Source organism: Pseudarthrobacter sp. As-47, from assembly GCF_058215595.1.
The window spans coordinates 3,623,388-3,646,985 of the sequence record NZ_CM177088.1; the positions used below are offsets into that span (position 1 = coordinate 3,623,388).

Annotated in this window: 20 protein-coding genes and 1 tRNA gene; 14 read left to right on the forward strand and 7 right to left on the reverse strand. The window is 65.8% G+C overall.

Annotated elements, in window-relative coordinates; all coding sequences use genetic code 11:
* The first annotated feature begins 162 nt into the window (after nt 1-162).
* Nucleotides 163-2,199 (forward strand): acetate--CoA ligase, encoded by a 2,037-nt coding sequence (gene acs / locus AC4BCK_RS16810; RefSeq protein WP_251422704.1) that lies wholly within the window; start codon nt 163-165, stop codon nt 2,197-2,199.
* A gap of 103 nt (nt 2,200-2,302) precedes the next feature.
* Entirely contained in the window at nt 2,303-3,091 is a 789-nt protein-coding gene (locus AC4BCK_RS16815) for a DeoR/GlpR family DNA-binding transcription regulator (protein WP_251422701.1), read from the forward strand.
* Between the two features lie 9 nt (nt 3,092-3,100).
* On the opposite strand, the gene AC4BCK_RS16820 is transcribed toward AC4BCK_RS16815, so the two are convergent.
* The gene (locus AC4BCK_RS16820) at nt 3,101-4,120 is read right to left on the reverse strand and encodes a LacI family DNA-binding transcriptional regulator (protein WP_066278928.1); all 1,020 of its coding nucleotides are present in this window, start codon (nt 4,118-4,120) and stop codon (nt 3,101-3,103) included.
* 10 nt (nt 4,121-4,130) lie between these two features.
* On the reverse strand, nt 4,131-5,336 hold the full coding sequence (locus AC4BCK_RS16825; protein ID WP_174177180.1) for a Gfo/Idh/MocA family protein: 1,206 nt from the start codon (nt 5,334-5,336) through the stop codon (nt 4,131-4,133).
* Between the two features lie 215 nt (nt 5,337-5,551).
* Here AC4BCK_RS16825 and AC4BCK_RS16830 point away from each other — a divergent pair, with 215 nt between their 5' ends.
* The 5 genes from AC4BCK_RS16830 to aroQ all read left to right on the forward strand — a co-directional run bounded on the left by AC4BCK_RS16830 (nt 5,552) and on the right by aroQ (nt 11,783).
* Nucleotides 5,552-6,493, forward strand: a complete 942-nt coding sequence (locus AC4BCK_RS16830; protein WP_251422695.1) for a carbohydrate ABC transporter permease — start codon at nt 5,552-5,554, stop codon at nt 6,491-6,493.
* A 10-nt stretch (nt 6,494-6,503) separates the two neighbouring features.
* A complete protein-coding gene (locus AC4BCK_RS16835) occupies nt 6,504-7,430 on the forward strand; it encodes a carbohydrate ABC transporter permease (RefSeq protein WP_174177184.1) in 927 nt (308 codons plus the stop codon).
* A gap of 54 nt (nt 7,431-7,484) precedes the next feature.
* Nucleotides 7,485-8,825 carry an ABC transporter substrate-binding protein gene (locus AC4BCK_RS16840; RefSeq protein ID WP_490566229.1) on the forward strand — a complete coding sequence of 447 codons (1,341 nt, stop codon included), beginning with the start codon at nt 7,485-7,487 and terminating at the stop codon, nt 8,823-8,825.
* Nucleotides 8,826-8,994: 169 nt separating this feature from the next.
* A complete protein-coding gene (locus AC4BCK_RS16845; RefSeq protein ID WP_400640904.1) occupies nt 8,995-11,199 on the forward strand; it encodes an alpha-galactosidase in 2,205 nt (734 codons plus the stop codon).
* A gap of 122 nt (nt 11,200-11,321) precedes the next feature.
* Complete coding sequence (gene aroQ, locus AC4BCK_RS16850; RefSeq protein WP_174177190.1) at nt 11,322-11,783, forward strand: type II 3-dehydroquinate dehydratase; 462 nt, start codon at nt 11,322-11,324, stop codon at nt 11,781-11,783.
* Between the two features lie 3 nt (nt 11,784-11,786).
* Here the strand turns inward: aroQ and AC4BCK_RS16855 are convergent, their stop codons facing one another.
* Nucleotides 11,787-12,971: a MarP family serine protease gene (locus AC4BCK_RS16855; RefSeq protein ID WP_490566230.1), complete on the reverse strand. Its 1,185-nt coding sequence runs from the start codon at nt 12,969-12,971 to the stop codon at nt 11,787-11,789.
* Between the two features lie 263 nt (nt 12,972-13,234).
* On the opposite strand from AC4BCK_RS16855, the gene AC4BCK_RS16860 reads away from it, so the two are divergent.
* On the forward strand, nt 13,235-13,912 hold the full coding sequence (locus AC4BCK_RS16860) for a Crp/Fnr family transcriptional regulator (protein ID WP_013602309.1): 678 nt from the start codon (nt 13,235-13,237) through the stop codon (nt 13,910-13,912).
* Between the two features lie 271 nt (nt 13,913-14,183).
* On the forward strand, nt 14,184-14,372 hold the full coding sequence (locus tag AC4BCK_RS16865) for a hypothetical protein (RefSeq protein WP_490566231.1): 189 nt from the start codon (nt 14,184-14,186) through the stop codon (nt 14,370-14,372).
* Here the strand turns inward: AC4BCK_RS16865 and AC4BCK_RS16870 are convergent.
* The 3 genes from AC4BCK_RS16870 to sp36 are packed head-to-tail and all read right to left on the reverse strand — an operon-like array spanning nt 14,369 to nt 15,986.
* Nucleotides 14,369-15,280 (reverse strand): NUDIX hydrolase, encoded by a 912-nt coding sequence (locus AC4BCK_RS16870; protein ID WP_251422680.1) that lies wholly within the window; start codon nt 15,278-15,280, stop codon nt 14,369-14,371. The genes AC4BCK_RS16865 and AC4BCK_RS16870 overlap by 4 nt on opposite strands.
* Nucleotides 15,281-15,295: 15 nt before the next feature.
* A complete protein-coding gene (locus tag AC4BCK_RS16875; protein WP_174177204.1) occupies nt 15,296-15,829 on the reverse strand; it encodes a RidA family protein in 534 nt (177 codons plus the stop codon).
* A 1-nt stretch (nt 15,830) separates the two neighbouring features.
* A complete protein-coding gene (gene sp36, locus AC4BCK_RS16880; RefSeq protein WP_003797879.1) occupies nt 15,831-15,986 on the reverse strand; it encodes a Sp36 family protein in 156 nt (51 codons plus the stop codon).
* Nucleotides 15,987-16,023: 37 nt separating this feature from the next.
* Between sp36 and AC4BCK_RS16885 the strand changes: the two genes are divergently transcribed.
* The 5 genes from AC4BCK_RS16885 (at nt 16,024) to AC4BCK_RS16905 (ending at nt 23,243) form a co-directional block, all read left to right on the forward strand.
* Nucleotides 16,024-18,360, forward strand: coding sequence for a transglycosylase domain-containing protein (locus tag AC4BCK_RS16885; protein ID WP_377088515.1), 2,337 nt, complete (start codon nt 16,024-16,026; stop codon nt 18,358-18,360).
* Nucleotides 18,361-18,366: 6 nt separating this feature from the next.
* Nucleotides 18,367-19,314, forward strand: a complete 948-nt coding sequence (locus tag AC4BCK_RS16890) for a metallophosphoesterase (RefSeq protein ID WP_251422674.1) — start codon at nt 18,367-18,369, stop codon at nt 19,312-19,314.
* Nucleotides 19,315-19,467: 153 nt separating this feature from the next.
* Nucleotides 19,468-21,288 (forward strand): ABC transporter ATP-binding protein, encoded by a 1,821-nt coding sequence (locus AC4BCK_RS16895; RefSeq protein ID WP_490566232.1) that lies wholly within the window; start codon nt 19,468-19,470, stop codon nt 21,286-21,288.
* Nucleotides 21,285-23,111 (forward strand): ABC transporter ATP-binding protein, encoded by a 1,827-nt coding sequence (locus AC4BCK_RS16900; RefSeq protein ID WP_490566233.1) that lies wholly within the window; start codon nt 21,285-21,287, stop codon nt 23,109-23,111. The genes AC4BCK_RS16895 and AC4BCK_RS16900 overlap by 4 nt, the downstream gene beginning before the upstream one ends.
* Before the next feature lie 55 nt (nt 23,112-23,166).
* Nucleotides 23,167-23,243 (forward strand) — tRNA-Pro (locus tag AC4BCK_RS16905).
* Nucleotides 23,244-23,347: 104 nt separating this feature from the next.
* Here AC4BCK_RS16905 and AC4BCK_RS16910 read toward each other — a convergent pair.
* Nucleotides 23,348-23,563, reverse strand: coding sequence for a hypothetical protein (locus AC4BCK_RS16910; RefSeq protein WP_174177214.1), 216 nt, complete (start codon nt 23,561-23,563; stop codon nt 23,348-23,350).
* Nucleotides 23,564-23,598: the final 35 nt, after the last annotated feature.

The window sequence follows — 23,598 nt, forward strand, 5'->3', positions numbered from 1 at the left end:
GACACCGCACACATCGCCGCCAGCCAAAGCATTAGTCTTGATTCCGGAACAGCTCTTTGCGGAATGTCCGTGACCAGCCGGTGCCCGACGTCGTGCAGGCGGCGGAGCCCGGCCGGCGGCGGACATCCCGCCCAGCAAAGATCGATGAATGATGAGGTTCACATGTCCCAGGACACTACAAGCGCCGTCGTAGACGCTTCCGCAAGCACAGGGCAGCCGGGGTCAGCCCAGGGAGCCGGGCAGGGCGATGCCTTTGAAAACCTGCTTCATGAGACCCGCAGGTTTGCGCCCTCCCCCGAGTTCGCTGCTGACGCTGTGGTCACCGCCGCGGAGTATGAGGACGCCAATGCAGACCGTCCCGCGTTCTGGGCGAAGAAGGCCCGTGAGTTGCTGACCTGGAACAAGGACTTCGACCAGGCACTGGACTGGTCCAACCCTCCCTTTGCCAAATGGTTCGTCGGCGGAGAGGTCAACGCCGCCTACAACGCGTTGGACCGTCACGTGGAGAATGGCCTCGGCGACCGGGTGGCCATCCACTTCGAGGGCGAGCCCGGGGACACCCGCACCTACACCTATGCCCAGCTCACCGACGAGGTGAAGAAGGCCGCGAACGCTTTCGAGTCCCTCGGCGTGGCCAAGGGTGACCGGGTGGCCGTCTACCTGCCGATGATCCCCGAGGCCGTCATCACCCTGCTGGCCTGCGCCCGGATCGGTGCGGTGCACTCCGTGGTGTTCGGCGGGTTCTCCGCCGATGCCCTGCGCTCACGGATCGACGACGCGGAAGCCAAGCTCGTAGTCACCGCCGACGGCACCTACCGCCGCGGCAAGCCCAGCGCCCTGAAAACCGCCGTGGACGACGCACTCTCCCACGTGGGCGACGGCAGCGGCCACACAGTCCAGAACGTCGTGGTGGTTAAGCGCAACGGCCAGCACGTTGACTGGCACGAGGGCCGGGACCACTGGTGGGACGACACCGTCGGGCAGGCATCCACCGAGCACACCGCCGTGGGCCACGATTCCGAGCACCCGCTGTTCATCCTCTACACCTCCGGCACCACCGGAAAGCCCAAGGGCATCCTGCACACCACCGGCGGGTACCTCACCCAGACCGCCTACACGCACAGGGCGGTGTTCGACCTGCATCCGGAAACGGACGTGTACTGGTGCACGGCCGACGTCGGCTGGGTCACCGGCCATTCCTACGTCGCGTACGCGCCGCTCATCAACGGCGCCACCCAGGTGATGTACGAGGGCACCCCGGACTCCCCGCACCAGGGCCGCTGGTGGGAGATCATAGAGAAGTACAAGGTTTCCATCCTCTACACCGCCCCCACCGCGATCCGGACGTTCATGAAGTGGGGCAGGGATATCCCGGACAAGTACGATCTGTCCTCCCTCCGGGTCCTTGGCTCGGTGGGCGAATCCATCAACCCAGAGGCCTGGATGTGGTACCGGAAGGTCATCGGCGGGGACAAGACCCCCATCGTGGACACCTGGTGGCAGACCGAGACCGGCGCCCAGATGATCGCCCCGCTCCCCGGGGTTACCGCCACCAAGCCCGGCTCCGCCCAGGTCCCGCTCCCCGGCATTGCGGTGGACGTGGTGGACGAAATGGGCGAATCCGTGCCCAACGGCCACGGCGGCTTCCTGGTGATCCGGGAGCCATGGCCGGCCATGCTCCGCGGCATCTGGGGCGATCCCGAACGCTTTAAGGACACCTACTGGTCCCGGTTCGAGACTATGTATTTCGCCGGGGACGGCGCCAAGAAGGACGAGGACGGCGACATCTGGCTCCTGGGCCGGGTGGATGACGTCATGAACGTCTCCGGGCACCGGCTCTCCACCACCGAAATCGAGTCGGCACTGGTGTCCCACCCCGCCGTGGCCGAGGCCGCCGTGGTGGGCGCCGCCGACGAAACCACCGGCCAGGCCGTCGTCGCGTTCGTCATCCTCCGCGGGGACGCCGTGGATTCCGGGGACGCCATCGTCCAGGAACTCCGGAACCACGTAGGCAAGGAGATCGGGCCCATCGCCAAGCCGAAAGCCATCCTGGTGGTCCCGGAACTGCCCAAGACCCGCTCCGGCAAGATCATGCGCCGCCTGCTCAAGGACGTCGCCGAAGGCCGGGATCCGGGAGACGCCACCACCCTCTCGGACCCCACCATCATGCAGCAGATCGCAGCGTCCCTCCGGAAATAAGGCGGAAGGGGACTTTACGACGGCGGCGCCTGGCTCACAGCCGGGCGCCGCCGTCGTCGTATGCTGGGAGCAGACCCGCCCCCTGCCCTGAAGGATCGCCCTGATGCTCGCCGTCGCCCGCCACCAGGCCATTTTGGACGCTCTCCAGCGGGAGCGGGTTGTCCGGGTCTCGGACCTGGCCCAGCAGTTGGGTGTGTCCCTGATGACGGTCCGCCGTGACATCGAGGTGCTGGAGGAGGGCGGCCGCCTGGAGCGCATCCACGGCGGCGCGAAAATCCCGGGCGACACCAGCACCCATGAGCCCGGATTCGACCTCAAGTCGACGCAGCTGACGGCGGAGAAACGCGCCATCGCGGTGGAGGCGGCCTCGCTGGTGCAGGAGGGCATGGCCGTGGGGCTCAGCGCCGGAACCACCACCTGGGCGCTGGCCAAAGAGCTGGTGAACGGCCCGCAGATCACGGTGGTCACCAACTCAGTCCGCATCGCAGACCTGTTCCACCACGCGGCGTCGGCCGGTTCTGCCCGGTACGCCTCCACGGTGATCCTCATTGGCGGCGAACGCACGCCCTCTGACGCCCTGGTGGGCCCCATCGCCACCGGAGCCCTCAAGCAGCTGCACCTGGACATGCTGTTCCTGGGCGTCCACGGGATGGATGCCGACGCCGGCTTCACCACTCCCAACCTGCTCGAAGCGGAAACGGACCGGGCCTTTGTGGCCGCGGCGCGCAAGACTGTGGTCCTCGCCGACCATACGAAGTGGGGCATGCTGGGCATCAGTTCCATTGCGTCGCTGGACGAGGTGGATGAGGTCATCAGCGATTCCGGGCTGGGGGCCGAGGCGCAGCGCGTCCTCCAGGAACAGGTGGGCAGGCTGCGGCTCGCGGCCGTGTAGGAGCCGCTCCTAGGGGCAGCCGCAGGACTGTCGGACGTGCAGGGTGGTGGGGAAGATCCGGTGCCGGGGCTTCTCGCCGCGGCTGGCCCCCACCAGTGCGGCCACCGCCGCCTCCGCCATTGCGGCCACGGGCTGCTCCACCGTGGTCAGCGGAGGCCAGGAGTATTCGGACTCGGCAGAACCGTCAAAGGACGCCACGGCCATCTGGCCGGGGACGGACAGCCCGGCTTCATGGACCGCCCGGAGCAGCCCGATGGCCTGCATGTCCGAGGTGGCAAAGATGGCCGTGGGCCGGTTGACGGACGCCAGGAGGCGCTGCCCGGCGGTATAGCCGCCGGGACGGGTGAAGGCGCTGTACACGATCGGCCCCTCGGGCAGGCCCGCCTCCTGCAGGGCCTCCCGCCAGCCCACTTCACGGCCGTCAGTGGCGCCGGAGACGTTGGTGCCCATGGCGAGGCCGATGTTGGTGTGGCCGTGCCCGATCAGGTGTTCCACGGCGATCCGGGCTCCTGCTGCGAGGTCCACGCCGATGCTGTTGAAACCGGGGGCGTCCCGTTCCTGGTTGAGCAGGACCGAGGGGATCTCGGCCGTTTCCAGGACTTCCAGGTCGGGTTCGAAAAGGACACTGGCCAGGAGCACGCCATCCACCTGCCTGGCGGCGAGGTTGCGGATGTTGCGCCGTTCCTTGGCAAGGTTTCCGTCAGAGTTGCCCAGCACCAGCGCGTATCCCAAGGCGGCGGCGGCGTCCTCAACGGCGTGGGAGAACAGGGCGAAGAACGGGTTGGAGATATCCGGGACCACGAGCCCCAGCGTCTCGCTGGAGCCCAGCTTGAGTGCCCGCGCCGCAGCATTGGGGCGGTAGCCCAGGACGCGGATGGCATCCTGCACCTTGGCTTCGGTGGCGGGCGCCACCTTCTTGGGCCCGCCGTTGACAACGTAACTGACGACGGCGGTGCTGACGCCGGCGTATCTCGCCACGTCCTTGCGCGTCACCGGGCCCCGCGAAGCCTGCACTGCCGGAGTAGTCATGCTGTCCATGTTATGTACCGGTACCCGGTGCATCGCCAAAGTCACGGATGGGAAGCCGCTCCCCGTTTTGCAGGGCCGACTGGTGTGCCACGATTCCCGGGAGCGTAAAGCGGGCAGCAAGCCAGGCGTTCACCGGAGGCAGGGTGCCGTTGTTGACCGCCGTCACGAAGTCGTCCACCAGGAAATGATGGCTGCCTTCGTGCCCGTTGGGCGCGCCCAGGAACTCCTCCGGCAGCCTCCCGGGATCATGGACCGGAGCCAGGCCGGAGACAAAGGCGTCCCTCAGCTCTGGCGCAACGTTCGCAAGGGACGGGTCGTCGAGGGGGATGCTGGGCCGGGTTTCCATCTGCTCGGAGACGTCGTGGACGTTCTGCTTGTCCTGCCAGACGGACACCTTGGCGAGCTGTTCAAAGCTGGCCTCCGTTCCGAAGAACCGGAACCTGGACTCGCGGATATGTGAAGGGTAGCCCACCCGGCGCATCTCGTTGGTGCGCATCACGCCGCCGTCGTTCAGCTCGAAGAGGGCGGTGGCGTTGGAGAAGTCGTTCCCGAACATGCTGACATCCTTGTCAAAGACGCCGTCGTTGCGGTCATCCCTGACGCCCACGCAGCTGACGCTCACAGCATGGGCGGGGACGGCACCCAGCACACCGCCCACGGCATGGGTGGGGTACAGCATGGGCGGGTAGCTGGCGGTTTCCTTCCACCGCTCCCCTCCGCTGTACTGGTAGGCCTCGTAGAAGCCCAGGTCCATGTCATGGACGTAGTCGCCTTCGGCGTAGAAGATGCGGCCGAACTTCCCGTCAGCGAGCTGCTTGCGGGCATAGACAGTGGCCGGGTTGTAGTAGCTGGTCTCACCCATCATGTACACCAGTCCGGTGTCACGGACGGCCTGGATGATTGCTGCGATCTCTTCTTCCGAGACCGCCATGGGGACGGCTGAGTAGACGTGCTTGCCGGCACGCAGGGCCTGCTCCACCAGGGGACCATGCGTCCAGCGCTGCGTGAAGATGGCTACGGCATCCACGTCGGAGGCCAGGAGCGCGTCGAAGCTGTCTTTCACGCCCGCCAGGCCGTACCGGGCCACGGCCTCTGCAGCCCGTTCCGGAAGCTCGTCGGCCACATACACAGCGCTGACGCCGGGGTGGAGATTGAACAGGTGGGCGAACTGGCTGCCGAACTGGCCTGCTCCTACTACGCCGAGTGAAAACGTCATTGTTTGCCTTCCGTGGGGGGCTGGTTGGGGGTCGCCGGGCAAGCGCTGTCCTCCAGGAACTCCAGTGTTCCACCCGCATCTACTCGAGTCAACAGGCCAGCGATTGGATAAACCGTCCGGATTACGGGATGAATGTAACCTCTTGCCCTTCTAAATCTACTCGTGTAGATTACATCGCAGTTGTTACCTCCATCACAGTCAGGAAAGGGTCGAAGATGACCACCCTTGCCAAACACTCCAGGTCCGCCTCTGCGGCTTCGGCCTCCCCGAAGCCGCAGGGAAGCCACCGCCGCCTCGGGGACCTCAAGATCGCCCTGCTGTTCATCGCACCGGCGATGATCGGATTCGTTGTTTTCTACGTCCTGCCCACCGTCCGGGGCATCTACCTCAGCTTCACCGAATACAACATCCTCGGCGACCCGGAATGGGTCGGCATGGACAACTACGTGGCCATCGCCGCGGACCCGCTGTTCTGGAACTCGCTGGCCGTCACCGGGCAGTACGTGTTCCTCAACATCCTCCTCCAGACAGCCCTGGCCCTTGGCCTTGCCCTCCTGATGCACAACGTGGCCAAGTCCACCATCATCCGGGGCACCCTGCTCCTGCCGTACCTGATGTCCAACGTCATCGCCGCACTGCTGTGGTTCTGGATGCTGGACTACCAGATCGGCGTGGTGAACCAGTTCATCGAATGGAGCGGGCTGCCCCGCGTCGCCTTCTTCGGCAGCGAGGCGTGGGCCATTCCCACCCAGGCGCTGATCAACACCTGGCGCCACATGGGCTACACGGCCCTGCTGATCTTCGCCGGACTCCAGGCCATCCCCAGCCACGTCTACGAAGTGGCCAAACTGGACGGCGCGTCAGCATTCCAGACCTTCCGGAAAATCACTATTCCCCTGCTGCGTCCGGTCCTTGTCCTGGTCCTCGTGGTGACCGTCATCGGCTCGTTCCAGGTCTTCGACACCGTGGCCGTGACCACTGCGGGCGGCCCGGTCAACGCCACCCGCGTCATCCAGTACTACATCTACCAGCGGGCCTTCACCGAGTCGGACTTCGGCTACGGATCCGCCATCGCCGTCATTCTCTTCCTCATCCTCGCCCTGGTGGCCTTCATCCAGATGAAGTTCCTCAAGGGCAACGAGTCGGACCTGGACTAAGGAGTTCCGCATGAGCACCACCGCAAGCCGCGCACCGCTGCCGGCCGCAACCCGCCGCCGTCGTCCTTTCAACGCCCGCCGCGCCGGCGCCTGGGCACTCCTCATCCTGGCCATCGCAGTCTCCGTCCTCCCCTTCCTGTGGGTCCTGCGCACTGCACTGTCCACCAACAACGCGCTGGCCTCGAACGCCACCAGCCTGCTGCCGGCCGAATTCACCCTGGGCGCCTTCAAACGGGTCTTCGGGCTTCAGTCCCCGGCGGAGGCCGTCGCCGAAGGCGGATCCGGTGCCGCCATCGACTTCTGGCTCTACCTGCGCAACTCGATCATCTTCTCCTCGATCACCACCGCCGGCGCCGTCTTTTTCAGCGCCATGGCCGCCTACGCGTTCTCCCGGCTGCGCTGGAAGGGCCGCAACGCCGTCTTCAGCCTGTTCCTCGGCACCATGCTGGTCCCGCCGATCTTCACCGCCCTGCCGAACTTCCTGCTCATCAAGAACCTGGACCTGCTCAACACCATGCTCGGCCTGGTCCTGCCGTACGTGTTCATGACCCCCTTCGCCATCTTCTTCCTCCGGCAGTTCTTCCTGAACATGTCCCGCGAAGTGGAGGAGGCGGCCATGCTCGACGGCGCCAAGCACCTGAGGATCTTCTTCCAGATCGTGCTCCCCAACGCCGCAGCCCCCATCGCCACGCTGGCGCTCCTCACCTTCATCGGCCAGTGGAACGAGTACTTCTGGCCCCTGCTGGTGGCGTCGCAGGACGATGTCCGCGTCCTGCAGGTGGGCCTCGGCGTCTTCAAGTCCCAGTCCCCGCAGGGGGCACCGGACTGGTCCGGGCTGATGGCCGCAACCCTCATTTCGGCCCTCCCGGTGCTGATCCTCTTCGCCGCCTTCGGCAAGAAGATCGTCAACTCCATTGGCTTCTCCGGCATCAAATAAGCACACCCCACCCATCGCATCCCAGCGAACTCCACCCGAACGGAAAGTAGAACCATGAAGAAATCCCTCGGCGCCGTTGCCGTCGCCGCAGCTATGGCACTCTCCCTCTCTGCCTGCAGCGGATCCTCCTCCTCCGAAGAAAGCGCCACCGGCGAGATCAGCTACTGGCTGTGGGACGCCAACCAGCTGCCCGCCTACCAGCAGTGCGCTGACGACTTCCAGGCAGCCAACCCGGACATCACGGTCAAGATCACCCAGCGTGGCTGGGACGACTACTGGAGCACCCTCACCAACGGTTTTGTTGGCGGCACCGCACCGGACGTCTTCACCAACCACCTGGGACGCTACGGCGAACTGGCCGAAAACAAGCAGCTCCTGGCCATCGACGAGGCCGTCGAAAAGGACAACATCGATCTCTCCGCCTACAACGAGGGCCTCGCGGACCTGTGGGTGGGCCAGGACGGCAAGCGCTACGGACTGCCCAAGGACTGGGACACCATCGGCCTGTTCTACAACAAGGCAATGCTCAGCAGCGCCGGCATCCCGGAGGACCAGATGAAGGACCTCACCTGGAACCCTGAAGACGGCGGCAGCTACGGGAAGGTCATCGCCCACCTGACCGTGGACAAGAACGGCAAGCGCGGCGACGAGCCCGGCTTCGACAAGAACAACGTGGACGTCTACGGCCTGGGCCTGAACGGCGGCGGCGACTCCTCCGGCCAGACCGAATGGAGCTACCTCACCAACACCACCGGCTGGTCCCACACGGACAAGAACCCGTGGGGCACCAAGTACAACTACGACGATCCCAAGTTCCAGGAAAGCATGGAGTGGTTCGCCGGGCTGGCGGACAAGGGCTACATGCCCAAGCTCGAGACCACCGTTGGCGCGAGCATGGCTGACACCTTCGCTGCCGGCAAGTCCGCCATCAACGCCCACGGCTCCTGGATGATCGGCCAGTACACCGGCTACAAGGGCATCGAGGTGGGCATCGCCCCCACACCGGTGGGCCCCGAGGGCGAGCGTGCCTCCATGTTCAACGGCCTGGCGGATTCCATTTGGGCCGGAACCGAAAAGAAGGACGCGGCCATCAAGTGGGTTGAATACCTCGCTTCGGCCGACTGCCAGGACGTCGTAGCCTCCAAGGCCGTGGTGTTCCCCGCCCTCAAGGCGTCCTCGGAGAAGGCCGCCGAGGCCTTCCAGGCCAAGGGTGTTGACGTCACCGCGTTTACCGAGCACGTCAAGAACAAGACCACCTTCCTGTACCCCATCACGGACAACACCGCCAAGGTCAAGGGCATCATGGAGCCGGCCATGGACGCCGTCGTCTCCGGCAAGGCACCCGCCAGCTCGCTGACCCAGGCCAACGAACAGGTCAACGCCCTCTTCAAGTAGGCCCTGGCCCCCAAACAGTGGCTGCGTTTGTGGTCGCAGCCACTGGGCTGGATGCCGCCGTGCCCTCCTCGCGGCGGCGGCATCCAGCCCCTCCCCACTCCCTGGTTTGAGGCGTCTACGACGCTCCAGCCCCCAGACGCACAGCACAACGACGAAAGAGATTTCCCCTATGGACCCCCTCCACCTCCGTTCCGCCGGGACCAGCCTGGTGATCAGCTTCGACAGCGGAGAGGCCGAGGTGGTCCACTGGGGCGCAGACCTGGGCGCGGACCTGCCGGACCTGGCCATCCTCACCTCCCCGGTCCCGCACTCCGCCATCGACGCACGCGTCCCCGCAGCGCTCCTCCCCCAGGCGTCGTCCTCCTGGCGCGGCCGGGCCGCCCTGCGCGGCTCCCGGACGGCCGACGGCGTCTCCGGGCTTGATTTCTCGGCCCGCCTCCGCGTTGTGACAGCAGGTGCCGACGGCGGTTCGGCAGTGATCGTCCAGTCAGATCCGGACGCCGGGCTCACGGTCGAATCAACCCTCACCCTTCACGACGCCGGGCTGCTGGAGATGCGGCACACCGTCACCAACGACGGCACCACGCCGTACCAGCTCGACGAACTGGCGACCGTGCTTCCGGTGGCGCCGGACGCCGTCGAACTCCTTGACCTCACCGGCCGCTGGTGCCGGGAACGGCACCCGCAGCGCCGCGCCATCCAGCAGGGCACCTGGGTCCGGACCGGCCGGCACGGGCGCACCGGACACGACTCCTCCCTTCTGTTCGCCGCCGGCACCACCGGTTTCGGCAACCGCCACGGCAAGGTCTGGGCCACCCACCTGGCCTGGAGCGGCAACCACGAACAGTTCGCGGACACCATCGGCGACGGCCGGACCATGATCGGCGGCTCCGAACTCCTGGGCCCCGCCGAGGTCATCCTCGAACCCGGCAGCAGCTACACCACCCCGGCACTGTTCGCCGCCTACTCCGACCATGGGCTGGACGGGATCACCGAGGCCTTCTACAGCTGGTTCCGGTCCCGCCCGCACCACGTCCTCCCGGCCGCCTCCACCGGACTGCCCGCCGGAAAACCGCGCCCCGTTGTGCTTAACACCTGGGAGGCCGTGTACTTCGACCACAACCTGGACACGCTGATCGAGCTGGCTGAGTCCGCTGCCGACCTTGGCGTTGAGCGCTTCGTGCTCGACGACGGCTGGTTCCGCGGCCGCCGGGACGACCACGCCGGCCTCGGCGACTGGTACGTCGACGAGACCCTGTGGCCGAAGGGGCTGACACCGCTGATCGAGGCCGTGACCTCCCGCGGCATGGAGTTCGGGCTCTGGGTGGAGCCGGAAATGGTCAACCTTGATTCCGATATCGCACGGGCGCACCCGGACTGGATTGTTGGCCCGTCAGCGGTGCAGCACAAGGACGGCGGCCGCCTGCCCCTGGAATGGCGGAACCAGCACATCATCGACCTGGTCAACCCCGAGGCGTGGCAGTACATCTACAGCCGCATCGACGCGCTCCTGAGCGAGAACAACATCAGCTACCTCAAGTGGGACCAGAACCGGGACCTGCTGGAGCACGGCCACGCCGGACGCTCCTCCGTCCACGAGCAGACCCTCGCCGCGTACAGGCTGTTCGACGCGCTCCGAAAGGCCCATCCCGGCGTCGAGATTGAATCCTGCTCCTCAGGCGGCGCGCGCGTTGACCTGGGCATCCTGGAACGCACGGACCGGATCTGGGGGTCGGACTGCAACGATGCGCTGGAGCGGCAGACCATCCAGCGCTGGACCGGCGCCGTGGTCCCGCCGGAGCTGGTGGGCAGCCACATCGGCCCCACTACCTCGCACACCACAGCCCGCACCCACGACCTCTCCTTCCGGGCCATCACCGCGCTGTTCGGCCACTTCGGCATGGAGTGGGACATCCGCGGCGTCCAGGGCAAGGACCGGGAGGAGCTCAAGCGCTTCATCGCCCTGTTCAAGGAACACCGCGGCCTCCTCCACAGCGGCCGCCGCGTCCACGCGGACGTGGCCGGTGACGCCCTGCTGCTGCACGGCGTCGTCACCGATGCACCGGAATCCACGCCTCTGGCGGAGGGCACGACGGCGGGCCTGTTCGCCCTGGTCAGCACCCGCACCTCCGCGGCGGAGGAGCCGGGCCGGATCGGCATTCCCGGGCTGGAGGCCGGGCGCACGTACCGGGTGGAGGCGGTCTTCCCCACTCCCGAAGACGCCGACTACGGCCACACTTACACCCAGGTGCAGCCGCCGGCCTGGCTGGCAGACGGGGCAGTGGCCAACGGACGCTTCCTCGCCGAGGTGGGCCTGCCCATGCCCAACCTCAACCCCGAGCACGCGCTGCTGCTGAAGGTCACTGCCCTCTAGTGACCGTCGATTGCTCCGTAAACGTCGTTTTCACGCTTCAAAACGGCATTTACGGAGCGGTCGAGGGGGGGTGCCGGCGTAAGAATGAGCGGCGCCCAGCGCCAGCCGATAGATTGTCATCCATGACTGACGCCTCCACAGACTCCGCCGCCGGCCGCACCATCCTGGTGATCAACGGGCCAAACCTGAACCTGTTGGGAACCCGCGAGCCGGAAAAATACGGCACCTCGACGTTGGCCGACGTGGAGCAGCTGGCCGCGGCCGCCGCCGAGGCCCACGGCTTCACGGCCGAATGCGTCCAGTCCAACCACGAAGGCGTCCTGCTCGATGTCATCCACGCCGCCCGGAACAACGCCGCGGGCATCGTCATCAATGCGGGCGCCTTCACCCACACCTCGGTTGCCCTCCGGGACGCCCTTGCCGCCGTGCAGCTTCCCGCCGTCGAGGTCCACATCACCAACGTGCACCAGCGCGAAGAATTCCGGCACCATTCGTACCTCTCCCCCGTCTGCTCTGCGGTCATTGTGGGCGCGGGCGTTACGGGGTACCGGCTGGCCATTGACTACCTTGCCGAGGTCCTCTAACCGCTACTTCTGGATGCACTGCCCGGAGGACACCGGCGCGGAGAGGGACGCCGCCTGCGATGCCACGGGAGTGAGGTCGTCCATGGTGATGGCAAATCCCATCTCCATATCCGCCGTCGCTTTCGCGAAAATCACTCCTGCCACCTGGCCGTCCATGGTCAGCAGCGGTCCTCCCGAATTCCCCGGCTGCACGTCCCCGGCCAGGCGGTAGATCTCTTCGGGTGACGCGTTGTTTCCGTAGATGTCCGGCACCAGGACAGTGGTGATGTCCTGCACCGTGGCGGGCTTGGACTGGAAGGGGCCGCCGTGGGGATAGCCGGCGAAAGCTGCAGGACTGCCGCCGGGCAGGTCCCGGCCCAGCGCCAGCGGGCTTGCCTGCAGTCCGTCCACAGCCAGCACCGCAAGGTCGTGTTTGGTGTCGAAGTAGACGACCCGTCCTGGCATCGCTCCGCCGTCGGGCATTTCCACTACCGGCTGCGACACGCCCGCCACAACATGTGCGTTGGTGACCACCCGGTCCTCTGACACCACAAACCCCGTGCCCGTCTGGTTTTGGCCGCACTGGTACGCGGTCCCGGCGATCCGGAGCACTGACTCCGCGGCCCGGTTCAGCGAGGGAGTGTCGGTGCTCGCGTTCGGCAACGGTACCGCCGGCCCCTGTTCCAGGCCCTCCAGCAGCGTGGGGATGCCGTTGCCGATCACGGTGGAGCGCAGCTGCGCCATGGTGGCTTTGACGGGGACGGGCGTTAGTCCGTCGATGAAGCGGATGACCCTTGACTCGGCCAGCTGCTGCGATACGAACGGCACACCCAGGGAGCTGACGCTGAAGGCCAGCATGGACATCACCAGCGCCGACACCATTAAGTTCACGGCTCCGCCCACCAGGCGGTCTACTGCCCGGAGGGGCCGGATCCGCACGGCGCCGCGGATTTGCCGGCCGGCCATCGTCCCCAGGCCGTGCCCCAGGACCACCAGCACGACGGCGGCGGCCACGATGGCGGTCAGCCTCCATCCGGAGTCCTCAACGAAGCCGCTCACCAGGGGGACCGCGAAAAAGGCCGCCACGGCTCCCGCCGCGAACCCCGCTATGCCGCCCGCCGTCACCAGGAAACCGTTGAGCAGGCCATAAACCAGGTAGGACAGCAGCGCCAGGATCAGGATCAGGTCCAGGACAGTCAAGCCGACCACAAAGGCTCCTTATAAACAGTTGAACACTCATTCTAGTGGTGGTCACTGACAGTTTTCTGGACAGCCCACCCCTCCTGGCAGGCCTGCCAGGGGCACCTCCCCAACTGCCTCCCAGCCGCCCCCGGGACGTCCCGTGCCACCTCCGCTGGTGGCGCTGCGGCCCCGGATCAGGGCGTTTCGCCTGCCAAGTTCGTCACAGAACCTTGAAAATTCTGAAACAATGGCACAAGCGCCACAGCCGACACTTTTATTCAGGAGATTTCATGGACATCGAGGTACTGCGCCGAGCACCCCTTTTCGCCACGCTCGACGACGACGCATTCCGTCTGCTGACGGACGAGCTCACCGAGGTGGACCTGTCCCGCGGCGCTTCGGTGTTCCGCGAGGGCGACCAGGGTGACCAGCTCTACTTCATCGTCTCCGGCAAGGTGAAGCTCGGCCGGACGTCTCCTGACGGCCGGGAATCCCTCCTGGCAATCCTGGGCCCGGGTGAACTCTTCGGCGAGATGGCCCTCTTCGACCCGAGCCCCCGCACCGCAACCGCAACCGCGGTCTCGGAAACCCGGCTGGCGGGCCTCAAGAACGAAAGCCTCAACACGCTGCTCCGCACCCGCCCCGAGGTCTCAGCACAGCTCCTGCAGGCCCTCGCCCGTCGGCTCCGCCGCACCAACGATTCGCTGTCCGACCTCGTCTTCTCCGACGTTCCGGGCCGCGTAGCCAAGGCACTCCTGGACCTCGCGGACCGCTTCGGCCGCCCTGCAACGGACGGCGTCCTGGTAGCCCACGAGCTCACCCAGGAAGAGCTGGCCCAGCTGGTTGGCGCCTCCCGCGAAACCGTCAACAAGGCCCTCGCCGAGTTCGTCCAGCGCGGCTGGCTGCGGCTGGAAGCCCGCGCCGTCGTCATCCTGGACATGCAGCGCCTCCGCCAGCGCTCCCGCTAGCCACCAAACAGGAAGGCCGCCCCCGTGAACTGATCACGGGGGCGGCCTTTCTGCGTTAACCCGGCCCAACGCTCTCTCACTCCCTGCAGCCTTTTCGTAAACCCTCGCTCATCTCCTGCAGCTTTTCTGTAAACCCTCGCTCACCGTGCCAGACCGAGTGAGAGAGCGTCACACCAAAAGCTGTGTTAAGTGAGAGAGCGTCGCGCCAAAACCTGCGTTGAGTGAGAGAGCGTCACAGGTGGGGCGGCGGTAAAATTGAGGCACGAGGTGCATGGCGATGTCAGTGGCTTTGGGTGTCCTGTTGATCCTGCTGGGCCTGGCGGTTTTGGCCGCCACAGCCGGCACGGTGGTCCTGGTAATCCGTGACGGTATGGGCCGGATTCCGCTGGAACCGCCCACCAAGGACTGGACCGCGGGAACCCTTCCCAGCCGCCCGTACGCAACGCTCAGGAGGATCTAGCGTTCGCGCTGGGGGTCGTCGGCGGTAGTCTTGGCGGCCTCCACCTCAAGCATGAGCTTGCCGTCCTCTTCAACCAGGACCGGCTGGTACACATGGGCCTTGCGCTTGTAGCTGAGGTAGGCGATGCAGCCATTGGCCGCGGCCATCTTTTCAAGCATGATCTCCGAGCCGGGAACCAGGAGTTCCCCCAGGGTACGGCCCACTGTGTTCTCCTGGCCCACTTCGTCGCCCAGAGCTGTGGTGTGGCGTTCGGCGATGACATCGGCGGCATTGACCCACCGGCCCCACACGCCTTTGCCCTCCAGCAGGGTGGGCTGCTGGTTCAGGGGGACGGTGGCCGCAAAATAGCGGGTGTCGAACCGGCGGTGGGCGAAATCAGGGCTGCGCCAGTTGACCAGGGACTTGAGCAGGTCCGTCCGGACGGACAGCCCACGCTTGGCCAGGATCTCGGGGAACGTCTTTTCCTGCTCGGCGACGGCAACGCGGGCGCGCATCCATTCCGGGGTTGACGTCGCTTCGACGGTGCCGGCCATGTCAGGTCCGGCCAGCAGCAGGCCGGTTTCCTCAAAGAGTTCGCGGATGGCGCCCAGCACGTGGCGGCGCGCCAGCCCGACGTCGTCCGTGCCCATCTGCTCAGCCCAATGCTGTGGTGACGGTCCCAGCCAGGGGACGGGATCGTCGTCGGCCGCGTCCAGCGAGCCGCCGGGAAACGCCAGGACGCCAAGCGGCGAGGAGCCTGGCCGGTAGGCCAGCCAGGTCTCCAGGCCGGTTGGGGAATCCCGCAGCAGCACCACCGAGGATGCAAGGCGTGCTGCCCGCGGGGTCCGTTCGCCGTGTTCGAGCCAGCTCTGGGCCGCCCCTTCAAGGTCCTGGGGAAGGGCGAAGAGCCGTCGGGCGAGGTGAGGCAAGGGAAACGACCGGTCCTAGCTAAATTCGGCGATCAGTTCGACCTCGACGGGAGAGTCGAGGGGCAGCACGGAGACGCCGACGGCGGAACGTGCGTGCTGGCCTGCGTCACCGAGGACACGTCCCAGCAGCTCCGAGGCTCCGTTGATGACGCCGGGCTGGCCGGTGAAGGAAGGATCGGAGGAGACGAATCCCACAACCTTGACGATGCGGGTGATCCGGTCAAGATCGCCGATGACGCTCTTGACGGCCGCCAGGGCGTTGACGGCGCAAATGGCTGCGAACCGCTGTGCGTCCTCGGGTGAAACGGTGGGCTCGTCGGCGTAACCTTCGGTCCCTGCCGATACCTTGCCTGTTGCCGGAAGTTTGCCGTTGACAAAAGGCAACTGGCCGGACGTGTACACGTGGCTGCCGGAAACCACTGCCGGAACGTAGGCGGCTACGGGCGCAGCCACTTCCGGAAGGGTCAGCCCAAGGTCCGCGAGCCGCTTTTCAACAGCCGAAACCGGGGCGTCAGCCGCGCCGGGCTGGGCCTGTGCGGAGGTGCTCATGCTACTGCTTCTCCCTCTTGAGGTAGGCAACCAGGCCGTTTCCGTCAGGTCCGGGGACAACCTGGACCAGCTCCCAGCCGTCGTCTCCCCACTGGTCAAGAATCTGCTTTGTGGCGTGAATAATGAGCGGAATCGTGGCGTACTCCCATTTGGTCATGAGAGAAAGACTAGTCCTTGCCGGTAAAGTGGAAAACATGGCGACTCGTACGAACCCATTATTCGACACTGCCACCACCCTCGGAAAAATCCTCGTTTTCCTTGGCGTGAGTGCGATCTGCGGTGTCCTGGTAGCAGGCCTGCTGGTTCCCGCCGCGGCCGTTTCAGGCAGCGCAGCCAGCGGTTCGATCGAGTTCTTCGACACCCTCCCCGATGAGCTGAAGGTCGATCCGCCCAACCAGACCACCAGGATCCTGGCTGCGGACGGCAGCGAGATCGCCAGCGTCTATAAGGAGAACCGCACCAAGGTTGCCCTGGACCAGATCTCGCCGTTCATGAAGGAAGCCGTCATCGCCGTCGAGGACAGCCGGTTCTACGAGCACGGCGGCGTGGACACCACGGGTATCCTGCGTGCACTGGTCAGCACGGCCCGCGGCAACAGGCAGGGTGCCTCCACCATCACCCAGCAGTACGTCAACAACGTCCTCAACTCCAACCTCGCCGCCGAGGGCAGGGACGAGGACATCAAGCTCAACGGCGTGAACAAGGGCGTGGGCGACAAGCTCCGCGAGATGAAGCTCGCCATTGCCCTGGAAAAGGAGTTCAGCAAGGAGCAGATCCTTGAGGGCTACCTGAACATCGTGTTCTTCAACCGCGACGCCTACGGCATCGAAGCCGCGTCCAGGTTCTTCTTCAGCACCACCGCCAAGGACCTCACCCTTCCGCAGGCCGCGCTGCTGGCCGGCCTGGTCAACAGCCCGTCCGCATTCGACCCCATCACCAACCCCGAGAACGCCAAGCAGCGCCGGGACCTGGTGCTGAGCCTGATGCTGAACCAGGGCAAGATCACGCAGGCAGACCATGACGCCGCCGTCGCCACCCCCGTGGAAACCAATGTCACGCCCGCCCGGCAGGGCTGCGCCTACGCGTCCACCGCCCCGTACTTCTGTGATTACGTGCTGCACCTGCTGGAAAACAACCCGGCTTACGGTGCGGACCGCGAGGAACGCCTTCGCCTCATCTACGGTGGCGGCCTGACCATCACCACCACGCTGGACCCGAACGCCCAGGCTGTGGCCCAGGAACAGGTCAACGCCTCGGCCGGCGCCAACCCGGACAAGTGGGGAGCTGCCATGGTGTCCGTGCAGCCCAACTCCGGCAAGATCGTCTCGATGGCCCAGAACACCTCCTTCCTTCCGGCTGAGGGTGCCTTCGACTCGCAGGTGAACTTCAACGTGGACAAGCTGGACAAGGACGGCAACGACCTCAACGGCCTGGGCGGCGCGCAGCCCGGCTCCACCATGAAGCCTTTCACGTTCGCCCAGTGGCTTGAGGAGGGAAAATCCATGAATACAGTGGTCAATGCCGCCCAGCGCCGCTACCCGCTGAACTTCAAGTGGCGCAACTCCTGCGGCCAGGTCACCGGCGCCTATAACACTGCGGAAAAGTCGCTGGGCGCCGCTGACGACCTGCAGAATGCGGAACCCCAGTGGTACCGGCCGCTGTCCGTCCTCGAAGGCCTGTACAACTCCATCAACACCGTCACCTTCGCTTCGGCGGCACAGCTGGACTTCTGCGGAATCCAGAAAATCGTTGACGCAACGGGCCTCCATGGCGGACTCCCGGCTGACGGCGATCCCAACCCGAAGATCAACATGTCCACGCTCGGCAACCTGTTGGGGTCCACCCAGACGGCGCCGCTGACCATGGCCAGCGCCTTCGCCACGTTCGCGAATGACGGAAAGTACTGCGAGCCCATCGCCATCACCGCGGTTACGGACCAGACCGGGGCCACCCTGCCGGCCCAGTCGAGCAGCTGCCGGGATGCGGTCAAGCCCGAGGTTGCCCGCGGCGTGAACTACGCCCTCCAGGAAGTCCTGAACCGCGGCTCCGGCTCCCTGATCCAGCCCCGCATCTCCACCCGGACCAGCTTCCCCATCGGCGCCAAGACCGGTACCTCGAACAACAACGGTTCCACCTGGGTTGTCGGCCACACCACCGGCCTTGCCACGGCCGCCTGGTTTGGCGACGCACTTGGTGCCCAGGACCGTTCCGGCCAGAACATCACCGTGAACGGAAAGTTCTACCCGGGCATTGACGGTTACATGATTGCCGGGCCGATGTTCTCGAACTTCATGTCCCGGATCGCGCCCGCCTACGGCACCGAGCCGTTCCCCGCCCCGCCCAGCTCCATGATCAACGGCGGCGGCAACACACGCACACCCGCCACCACGGCGCCGCGCACAAGCCAGGCACCCCAGGCTCCGGCCACCCAGGCGCCCGCTCCTGAGCCTTCAGCGCCTGCCGCCCCCGAGCCTGCTCCGCAGCCGACCAACAGCGGCAACGGTAATGGCAACGGAAACGGAAACGGCTAGCCGCCGATGACGTCCACCACTACGCTGGCAGGCCGCGCCCGGACTATCGGACGCGGCCTTGCCGTCACTGCAGGGGCCGGCGTTGCCGCCGGGGCAGCCGCCTTCGGATATGGCCTGTGGGAGAAGGACCAGTTCGTCCTCCGCGAGGAAACCCTGGCCATCCTGCCGCCGGGACACGGCCCGTTCCGCATCCTCCACCTGAGCGATATCCACTTCATTACCGGACAGAAGAAGAAGGCGGCCTGGCTCCAGTCCCTGGCCGACCTCAAGCCGGACCTGGTGGCCAACACGGGCGACAACCTCAGTCACCCCAAAGCCGTGGACCCCCTGCTGGCCGCCCTGCGGCCGCTGATGGACTTCCCCGGGGTTTTCGTTCCAGGCTCCAACGACTACTTTGCGCCGAGCCCGAAGAATCCTGCCCTCTACCTGCTGGGGCCCTCCAAGGTGAAGCCCAAACCCAAGATGCTGGACTGGCCCCGGCTGCGTTCAGGCTTCGGCATGGCCGGCTGGGTGGACCTGACCAACCGCCACCAGTCCTTGGTGCTGAACGGCATGCGCTTTGACTTCTCCGGGGTTGACGATCCCCACCTGAAGCGCGAAAAATACGCCGGCTGGCCCCGTGGAACCGTGAACCAGGACGCCGCCGACCACCTCAAAGTGGCTGTCATCCATGCGCCCTACCAGCGGGTGCTGGACCACTTCACCGAGGACGGCGCCGACCTCCTCCTCGCCGGCCACACGCACGGGGGCCAGATCTGCATCCCGGGCTACGGCGCGCTGGTGGCCAACTGCGACCTTCCCACATGGCGGGCAAAGGGGCTCAACGACTGGCAGAGCAATGGACGTACGACGCCGGTCAACGTGTCCGGCGGCATCGGCACCTCCCGCTTCGCTCCGGTAAGGATCGCCTGCAAGCCCGAGGCAGTCCTGCTGACCCTGACCTCACCCGGCTGATCCCGCTGCGCGTGCAACAACAGGTTGCATTGCACAACGCAATAACTGGCCAAGCTCTTTATCACGCCGAAATTCCTGTGAACCGCCTCACGTCCATGGCATAGGGTAGTTGCTAAGGGAAACTACATTCGTTTTAGAGCTTGAGAAGCGGGCATGGCCAAGCAATCTTCATTCTTTCGATCAATCAGTCGTCTCTACCCCCATGTCCGGCCCATCATTCCGCGGCTGCTGCTGGGACTCGTGTGCGCGCTGCTGGCCAGTATCGTTGCACTGTCGATCCCCCAGGTCCTGCGGGTGCTGGTCAACGAGTCGCTGCAGCCGGGCGGCGCCAGCGAAGCCATCTGGGTTTCGGCCGGCATCATTTTGGTCCTGGGCATAGCTGAGGCGGGACTGGTGGCACTCCGCCGCCAGTTCGTGATCAATCCGGCCACTACGGTGGAAACCCGGATGCGGGTGTCCCTCTATGACCACCTGCAGGAGCTCACGGTCTCCTTCCACGACCGCTGGGGTTCCGGCCAGCTGCTGTCCCGGGCCATGACGGACCTCAACTTCCTGCGCCGCTGGATGGCGTTTGGCGCCATCATGCTGGTGGTCACCACGCTCACCGTGATCATCGGCATTGCCGTGATGTTCGCAATGAGCTGGCAGCTCGCCCTGATCTTCCTGGCCGCAGCCGTGCCCATCATGGCCTACAGCTTCCGGTTCCGCACCCGGTTCAGCAAGGTGGCCCGCCGCAGCCAGGACCAGGCCGGCGACCTGGCAACCACGGTGGAGGAGTCGGTGCACGGCATCCGTGTGCTCAAGGCCTTCGGCCGCAGCCGGGAAGCACTCGAAAATTTCGAGGAACAAGCCGAAGAGCTGCGCCAAACAGAGATCGACAAAGCACGCCACCAGGCCATGTTCACCATGGTGGTCACACTCTTGCCGGAACTCGCGCTGGGGGCAGGCCTGGTGGTGGGTGTCATGCTCTGCGCCAGCGGGCAACTGAGCATCGGCGCACTGGTGGCCTTCTTTGCCACCGCGGCCGTCATTGCCTCACCCGTGGAATTCTCCGGCATGCTGCTGGCCATGGCACTCACCGCCAAGACCGCCGTCGACCGCCACTACGAAGTCATGGATTCCGCCAACACCATCACCAGTCCCCCGGAACCGCGCCTGCCCCGCCAGCCCGCCGGCGCGCTCCGTTTCAACAACGCCACTTTCGCCTTCGAGGACGCCCCGGACAAGCCCATCCTCAAGGACATCAACCTGGAACTCCGGCCCGGTGAGACCATGGCCCTGGTGGGCATCACAGGAAGCGGCAAGAGCGCCCTGATCCAGCTGGTGCCCCGGCTGTATGACGTCACCGACGGATCCATCAGCATCGACGGCGTGGACCTGCGGGACTTCGACGTGGAGGAGCTGCGCCGCATCGTGGCGGTGGCCTTCGAGGACACCACCCTGTTCTCCAACTCCGTCCGGGACAATGTGCTGCTCGGCGCCCCGGTCCGCAGCGACGCCGTCCTGGAGGAAGCACTGGATGTTGCCCAGGCACACTTCGCGTACTCCCTGCCCCAGGGCCTGGACACCCTGATCGGCGAGGAAGGCCTGAGCCTGTCCGGCGGGCAGCGCCAGCGGATTGCCCTGGCCCGTGCCATCGCGGCCCGCCCCCGCGTGCTGGTGCTGGATGACCCGCTCTCCGCCCTTGACGTCCATACGGAGGAACTGGTGGAGACCCGGCTCCGTGCGGTCCTGAAGGACACCACCACCCTGATCGTCGCGCACAGGCCGTCCACCGTGGCCCTCGCGGACCGGGTGGCGCTGCTTGAAGAGGGCCGGATCACCGCCGTCGGAACCCACACGGAACTCCTGGCGGGCAACGACCATTACCGCTACGTCATTGCGAGCCTGGACCAGGAACCCCGGGACCTAGACTCGGAACTCTCGGACCTCAAGGCAGAAGCAGTTATCCAGGAAGCGGAGGTCACCCGATGAGCGCCGCCTCCTTCGGCACTGCCAATGAAGACAATGCCCACCTCAGCAAGGATGACAGCAGGGCCGTCCGACGGCGGTCACTGGCGCTCCTGCGGTCACTGATCCGGCCGGTGCGGCTCCGGTTCTGGCTGACCATCGCCATGGTGGTCCTCTCCCAGGCTGCAAGGGTGGCCGGGCCGGCGCTGATCGCCTTTGGCATCGACCGCGCCCTGCCCGCCCTGCAGGCCGGAGACAACGCGCCCCTGGTGTTCACCGGCGCCGCCTACCTCCTTGCCGCCATTGCGACGGCGGGGCTCACGGCTTTGTACGTCACGTCCACCGCGAAGCTCAGCCAGGCCATGCTGCTGGACCTGCGCCTGCGGGTCTTCCGCCAGACCCAGGGGCTGAGCCTCGAGTTCCACGAAAAGTACACGTCCGGACGGATCATCGCCCGGCAGACGTCGGACCTGGAAGCCCTCCGCGAACTCCTGGACTCCGGCGTCAGCTCGCTGGCGTCAGGCATGCTGTTCATGGTCTTCACCGCCGTCACCGTGTTTGCCCTGGACTGGCGGAGCGGGCTGCTGGTGCTGGCCGCCGGCGTGCCCATGTTCTTCCTGGCCCGCTGGTACCAGAAGCACTCCCAGATCGCCTTCCGCGAATCCCGGGTGGTGTCCGCCCGGCTCATTGTGCACTTCGTGGAAACCATGACCGGCATCCGCGCCGTCAAGGCCTTCCGCAAGGAGCAGGAAAACTCCGGCCGGTACGGCCAGTTGGCCGAGGACTACCGGCGGGTCACCGTACGCTCCATCAACCTCAACGGCATCTTCCAGCCGGGGCTGGTCCTGATCGGCAACGTCTGTGTGGCCGTGGTCCTGCTCTTCGGCGGCTTCCGCGTCCTCGGCGGCGACCTGGAGGTCGGGGTGTTGCTGGCACTCATCCTTTCCACCAAGCGGTTCTTCCAGCCGGTGGACCAGATGGCCATGTTCTACAACTCCTTCCAGAGCGCGCAGGCGGCGCTCGAGAAGGTCTCGGGGCTCCTGGAGGAGGTGCCGACGGTCCGCCCGCCCAAGAACCCGGTCGCCCTGAAGCAGGCCAAGGGATCCATCGACTTCAACGGCGTGGAGTTCCGCTACGGCGACGGCCCGCTGATCGTCCCCACCCTGGACCTGCACATTCCCGCAGGCCAGACTGTTGCCCTGGTGGGCCAGACGGGTGCCGGCAAGTCCACGCTGGCGAAGCTGATAGCACGCTTCTACGACGTCTCCGCCGGATCGCTCACGCTCGACGGGGTCGACGTCCGCAACCTGGGCACCACGGATCTCCGCCGGAACATCGTGATGGTCACCCAGGAGGCCTTCCTGTTCAGCGGCTCGGTGGCAGACAACATCGCCCTGGGCCGCCCGGAGGCTTCCCGGGCGGAGATCGAGGAAGCGGCCAAAGCCGTAGGCGCCCACGACTTCATCATGGAACTGCCCGAAGGCTACGCCACCGACGTCAACAAGCGCGGCGGCCGTGTCTCGTCCGGGCAGCGGCAGCTCATCAGTTTTGCCCGGGCGTTCCTGGCCCGACCTGCCGTACTGATCCTGGACGAGGCGACGTCCTCCCTGGACATCCCCTCCGAGAGGCTGGTGCAGCAGGGCCTTGCGCGGCTCCTGGCGGGCACGGAAGCGGCCCGCAGGACGGCCCTCATCATCGCCCACCGCCTGTCCACGGTGGAGACCGCTGACAGGGTGCTGGTGGTGCACGACGGCCGGATCGTGGAGGACGGAAGCCCGGCTGAACTCATTGGCGGGGGCGGCCGCTTTGCCGACCTCCACGGCGCCTGGAAGGATTCGCTGGTCTGATTTCGCATCGGGACCCGGCATCGGCTATCCTTGTAAAGTTGCTTTTGCAGCGGATCGGGATGTAGCGCAGCTTGGTAGCGCGCTTCGTTCGGGACGAAGAGGTCGCAGGTTCAAATCCTGTCATCCCGACCAAAAAGGAAGAGGGTCTCCATGCGGAGGCCCTCTTCCTTCTTAAAAGGAATGGCCCCGAAGCCTGCGCTCCGGGGCCATCCTCGCCTCCATGTGTGAGGAAGCTATTACATCGGGTCGGGCCAGTTGCCTACGTACGTGGTGTACGAGGTATCCGTGCTCTTGTCCTTGGTCTTCTTGGACATCGGGTCCGGCCAGTTTCCTACGGCTACCGACGTTCCGGCAGAGTCCCCGAGGGAACCGGCAGACAGGACAGCTGGAGCCGCAGCAGAAAAAGCAAGTGCCCCTGCCAGTACGGCCGCGGTTGCGATCTTCTTCAACATAAATAGGTTCCTCAATACGAGTCGGATTCGTTACA

Excerpts from the sequence above, each read along its gene's own strand:
- acs (WP_251422704.1), top strand. The coding sequence starts at position 163 with ATGTCCCAGGACACTACAAGCGCCGTCGTAGACGCTTCCGCAAGCACA.
- AC4BCK_RS16815 (WP_251422701.1), top strand. The coding sequence starts at position 2,303 with ATGCTCGCCGTCGCCCGCCACCAGGCCATTTTGGACGCTCTCCAGCGG.
- AC4BCK_RS16820 (WP_066278928.1), bottom strand. The coding sequence starts at position 4,120 with ATGACTACTCCGGCAGTGCAGGCTTCGCGGGGCCCGGTGACGCGCAAG.
- AC4BCK_RS16825 (WP_174177180.1), bottom strand. The coding sequence starts at position 5,336 with ATGACGTTTTCACTCGGCGTAGTAGGAGCAGGCCAGTTCGGCAGCCAG.
- AC4BCK_RS16830 (WP_251422695.1), top strand. The coding sequence starts at position 5,552 with ATGACCACCCTTGCCAAACACTCCAGGTCCGCCTCTGCGGCTTCGGCC.
- AC4BCK_RS16835 (WP_174177184.1), top strand. The coding sequence starts at position 6,504 with ATGAGCACCACCGCAAGCCGCGCACCGCTGCCGGCCGCAACCCGCCGC.
- AC4BCK_RS16840 (WP_490566229.1), top strand. The coding sequence starts at position 7,485 with ATGAAGAAATCCCTCGGCGCCGTTGCCGTCGCCGCAGCTATGGCACTC.
- AC4BCK_RS16845 (WP_400640904.1), top strand. The coding sequence starts at position 8,995 with ATGGACCCCCTCCACCTCCGTTCCGCCGGGACCAGCCTGGTGATCAGC.
- aroQ (WP_174177190.1), top strand. The coding sequence starts at position 11,322 with ATGACTGACGCCTCCACAGACTCCGCCGCCGGCCGCACCATCCTGGTG.
- AC4BCK_RS16860 (WP_013602309.1), top strand. The coding sequence starts at position 13,235 with ATGGACATCGAGGTACTGCGCCGAGCACCCCTTTTCGCCACGCTCGAC.
- AC4BCK_RS16865 (WP_490566231.1), top strand. The coding sequence starts at position 14,184 with ATGGCGATGTCAGTGGCTTTGGGTGTCCTGTTGATCCTGCTGGGCCTG.
- AC4BCK_RS16875 (WP_174177204.1), bottom strand. The coding sequence starts at position 15,829 with ATGAGCACCTCCGCACAGGCCCAGCCCGGCGCGGCTGACGCCCCGGTT.
- sp36 (WP_003797879.1), bottom strand. The coding sequence starts at position 15,986 with ATGACCAAATGGGAGTACGCCACGATTCCGCTCATTATTCACGCCACA.
- AC4BCK_RS16885 (WP_377088515.1), top strand. The coding sequence starts at position 16,024 with ATGGCGACTCGTACGAACCCATTATTCGACACTGCCACCACCCTCGGA.
- AC4BCK_RS16890 (WP_251422674.1), top strand. The coding sequence starts at position 18,367 with ATGACGTCCACCACTACGCTGGCAGGCCGCGCCCGGACTATCGGACGC.
- AC4BCK_RS16895 (WP_490566232.1), top strand. The coding sequence starts at position 19,468 with ATGGCCAAGCAATCTTCATTCTTTCGATCAATCAGTCGTCTCTACCCC.
- AC4BCK_RS16900 (WP_490566233.1), top strand. The coding sequence starts at position 21,285 with ATGAGCGCCGCCTCCTTCGGCACTGCCAATGAAGACAATGCCCACCTC.
- AC4BCK_RS16910 (WP_174177214.1), bottom strand. The coding sequence starts at position 23,563 with ATGTTGAAGAAGATCGCAACCGCGGCCGTACTGGCAGGGGCACTTGCT.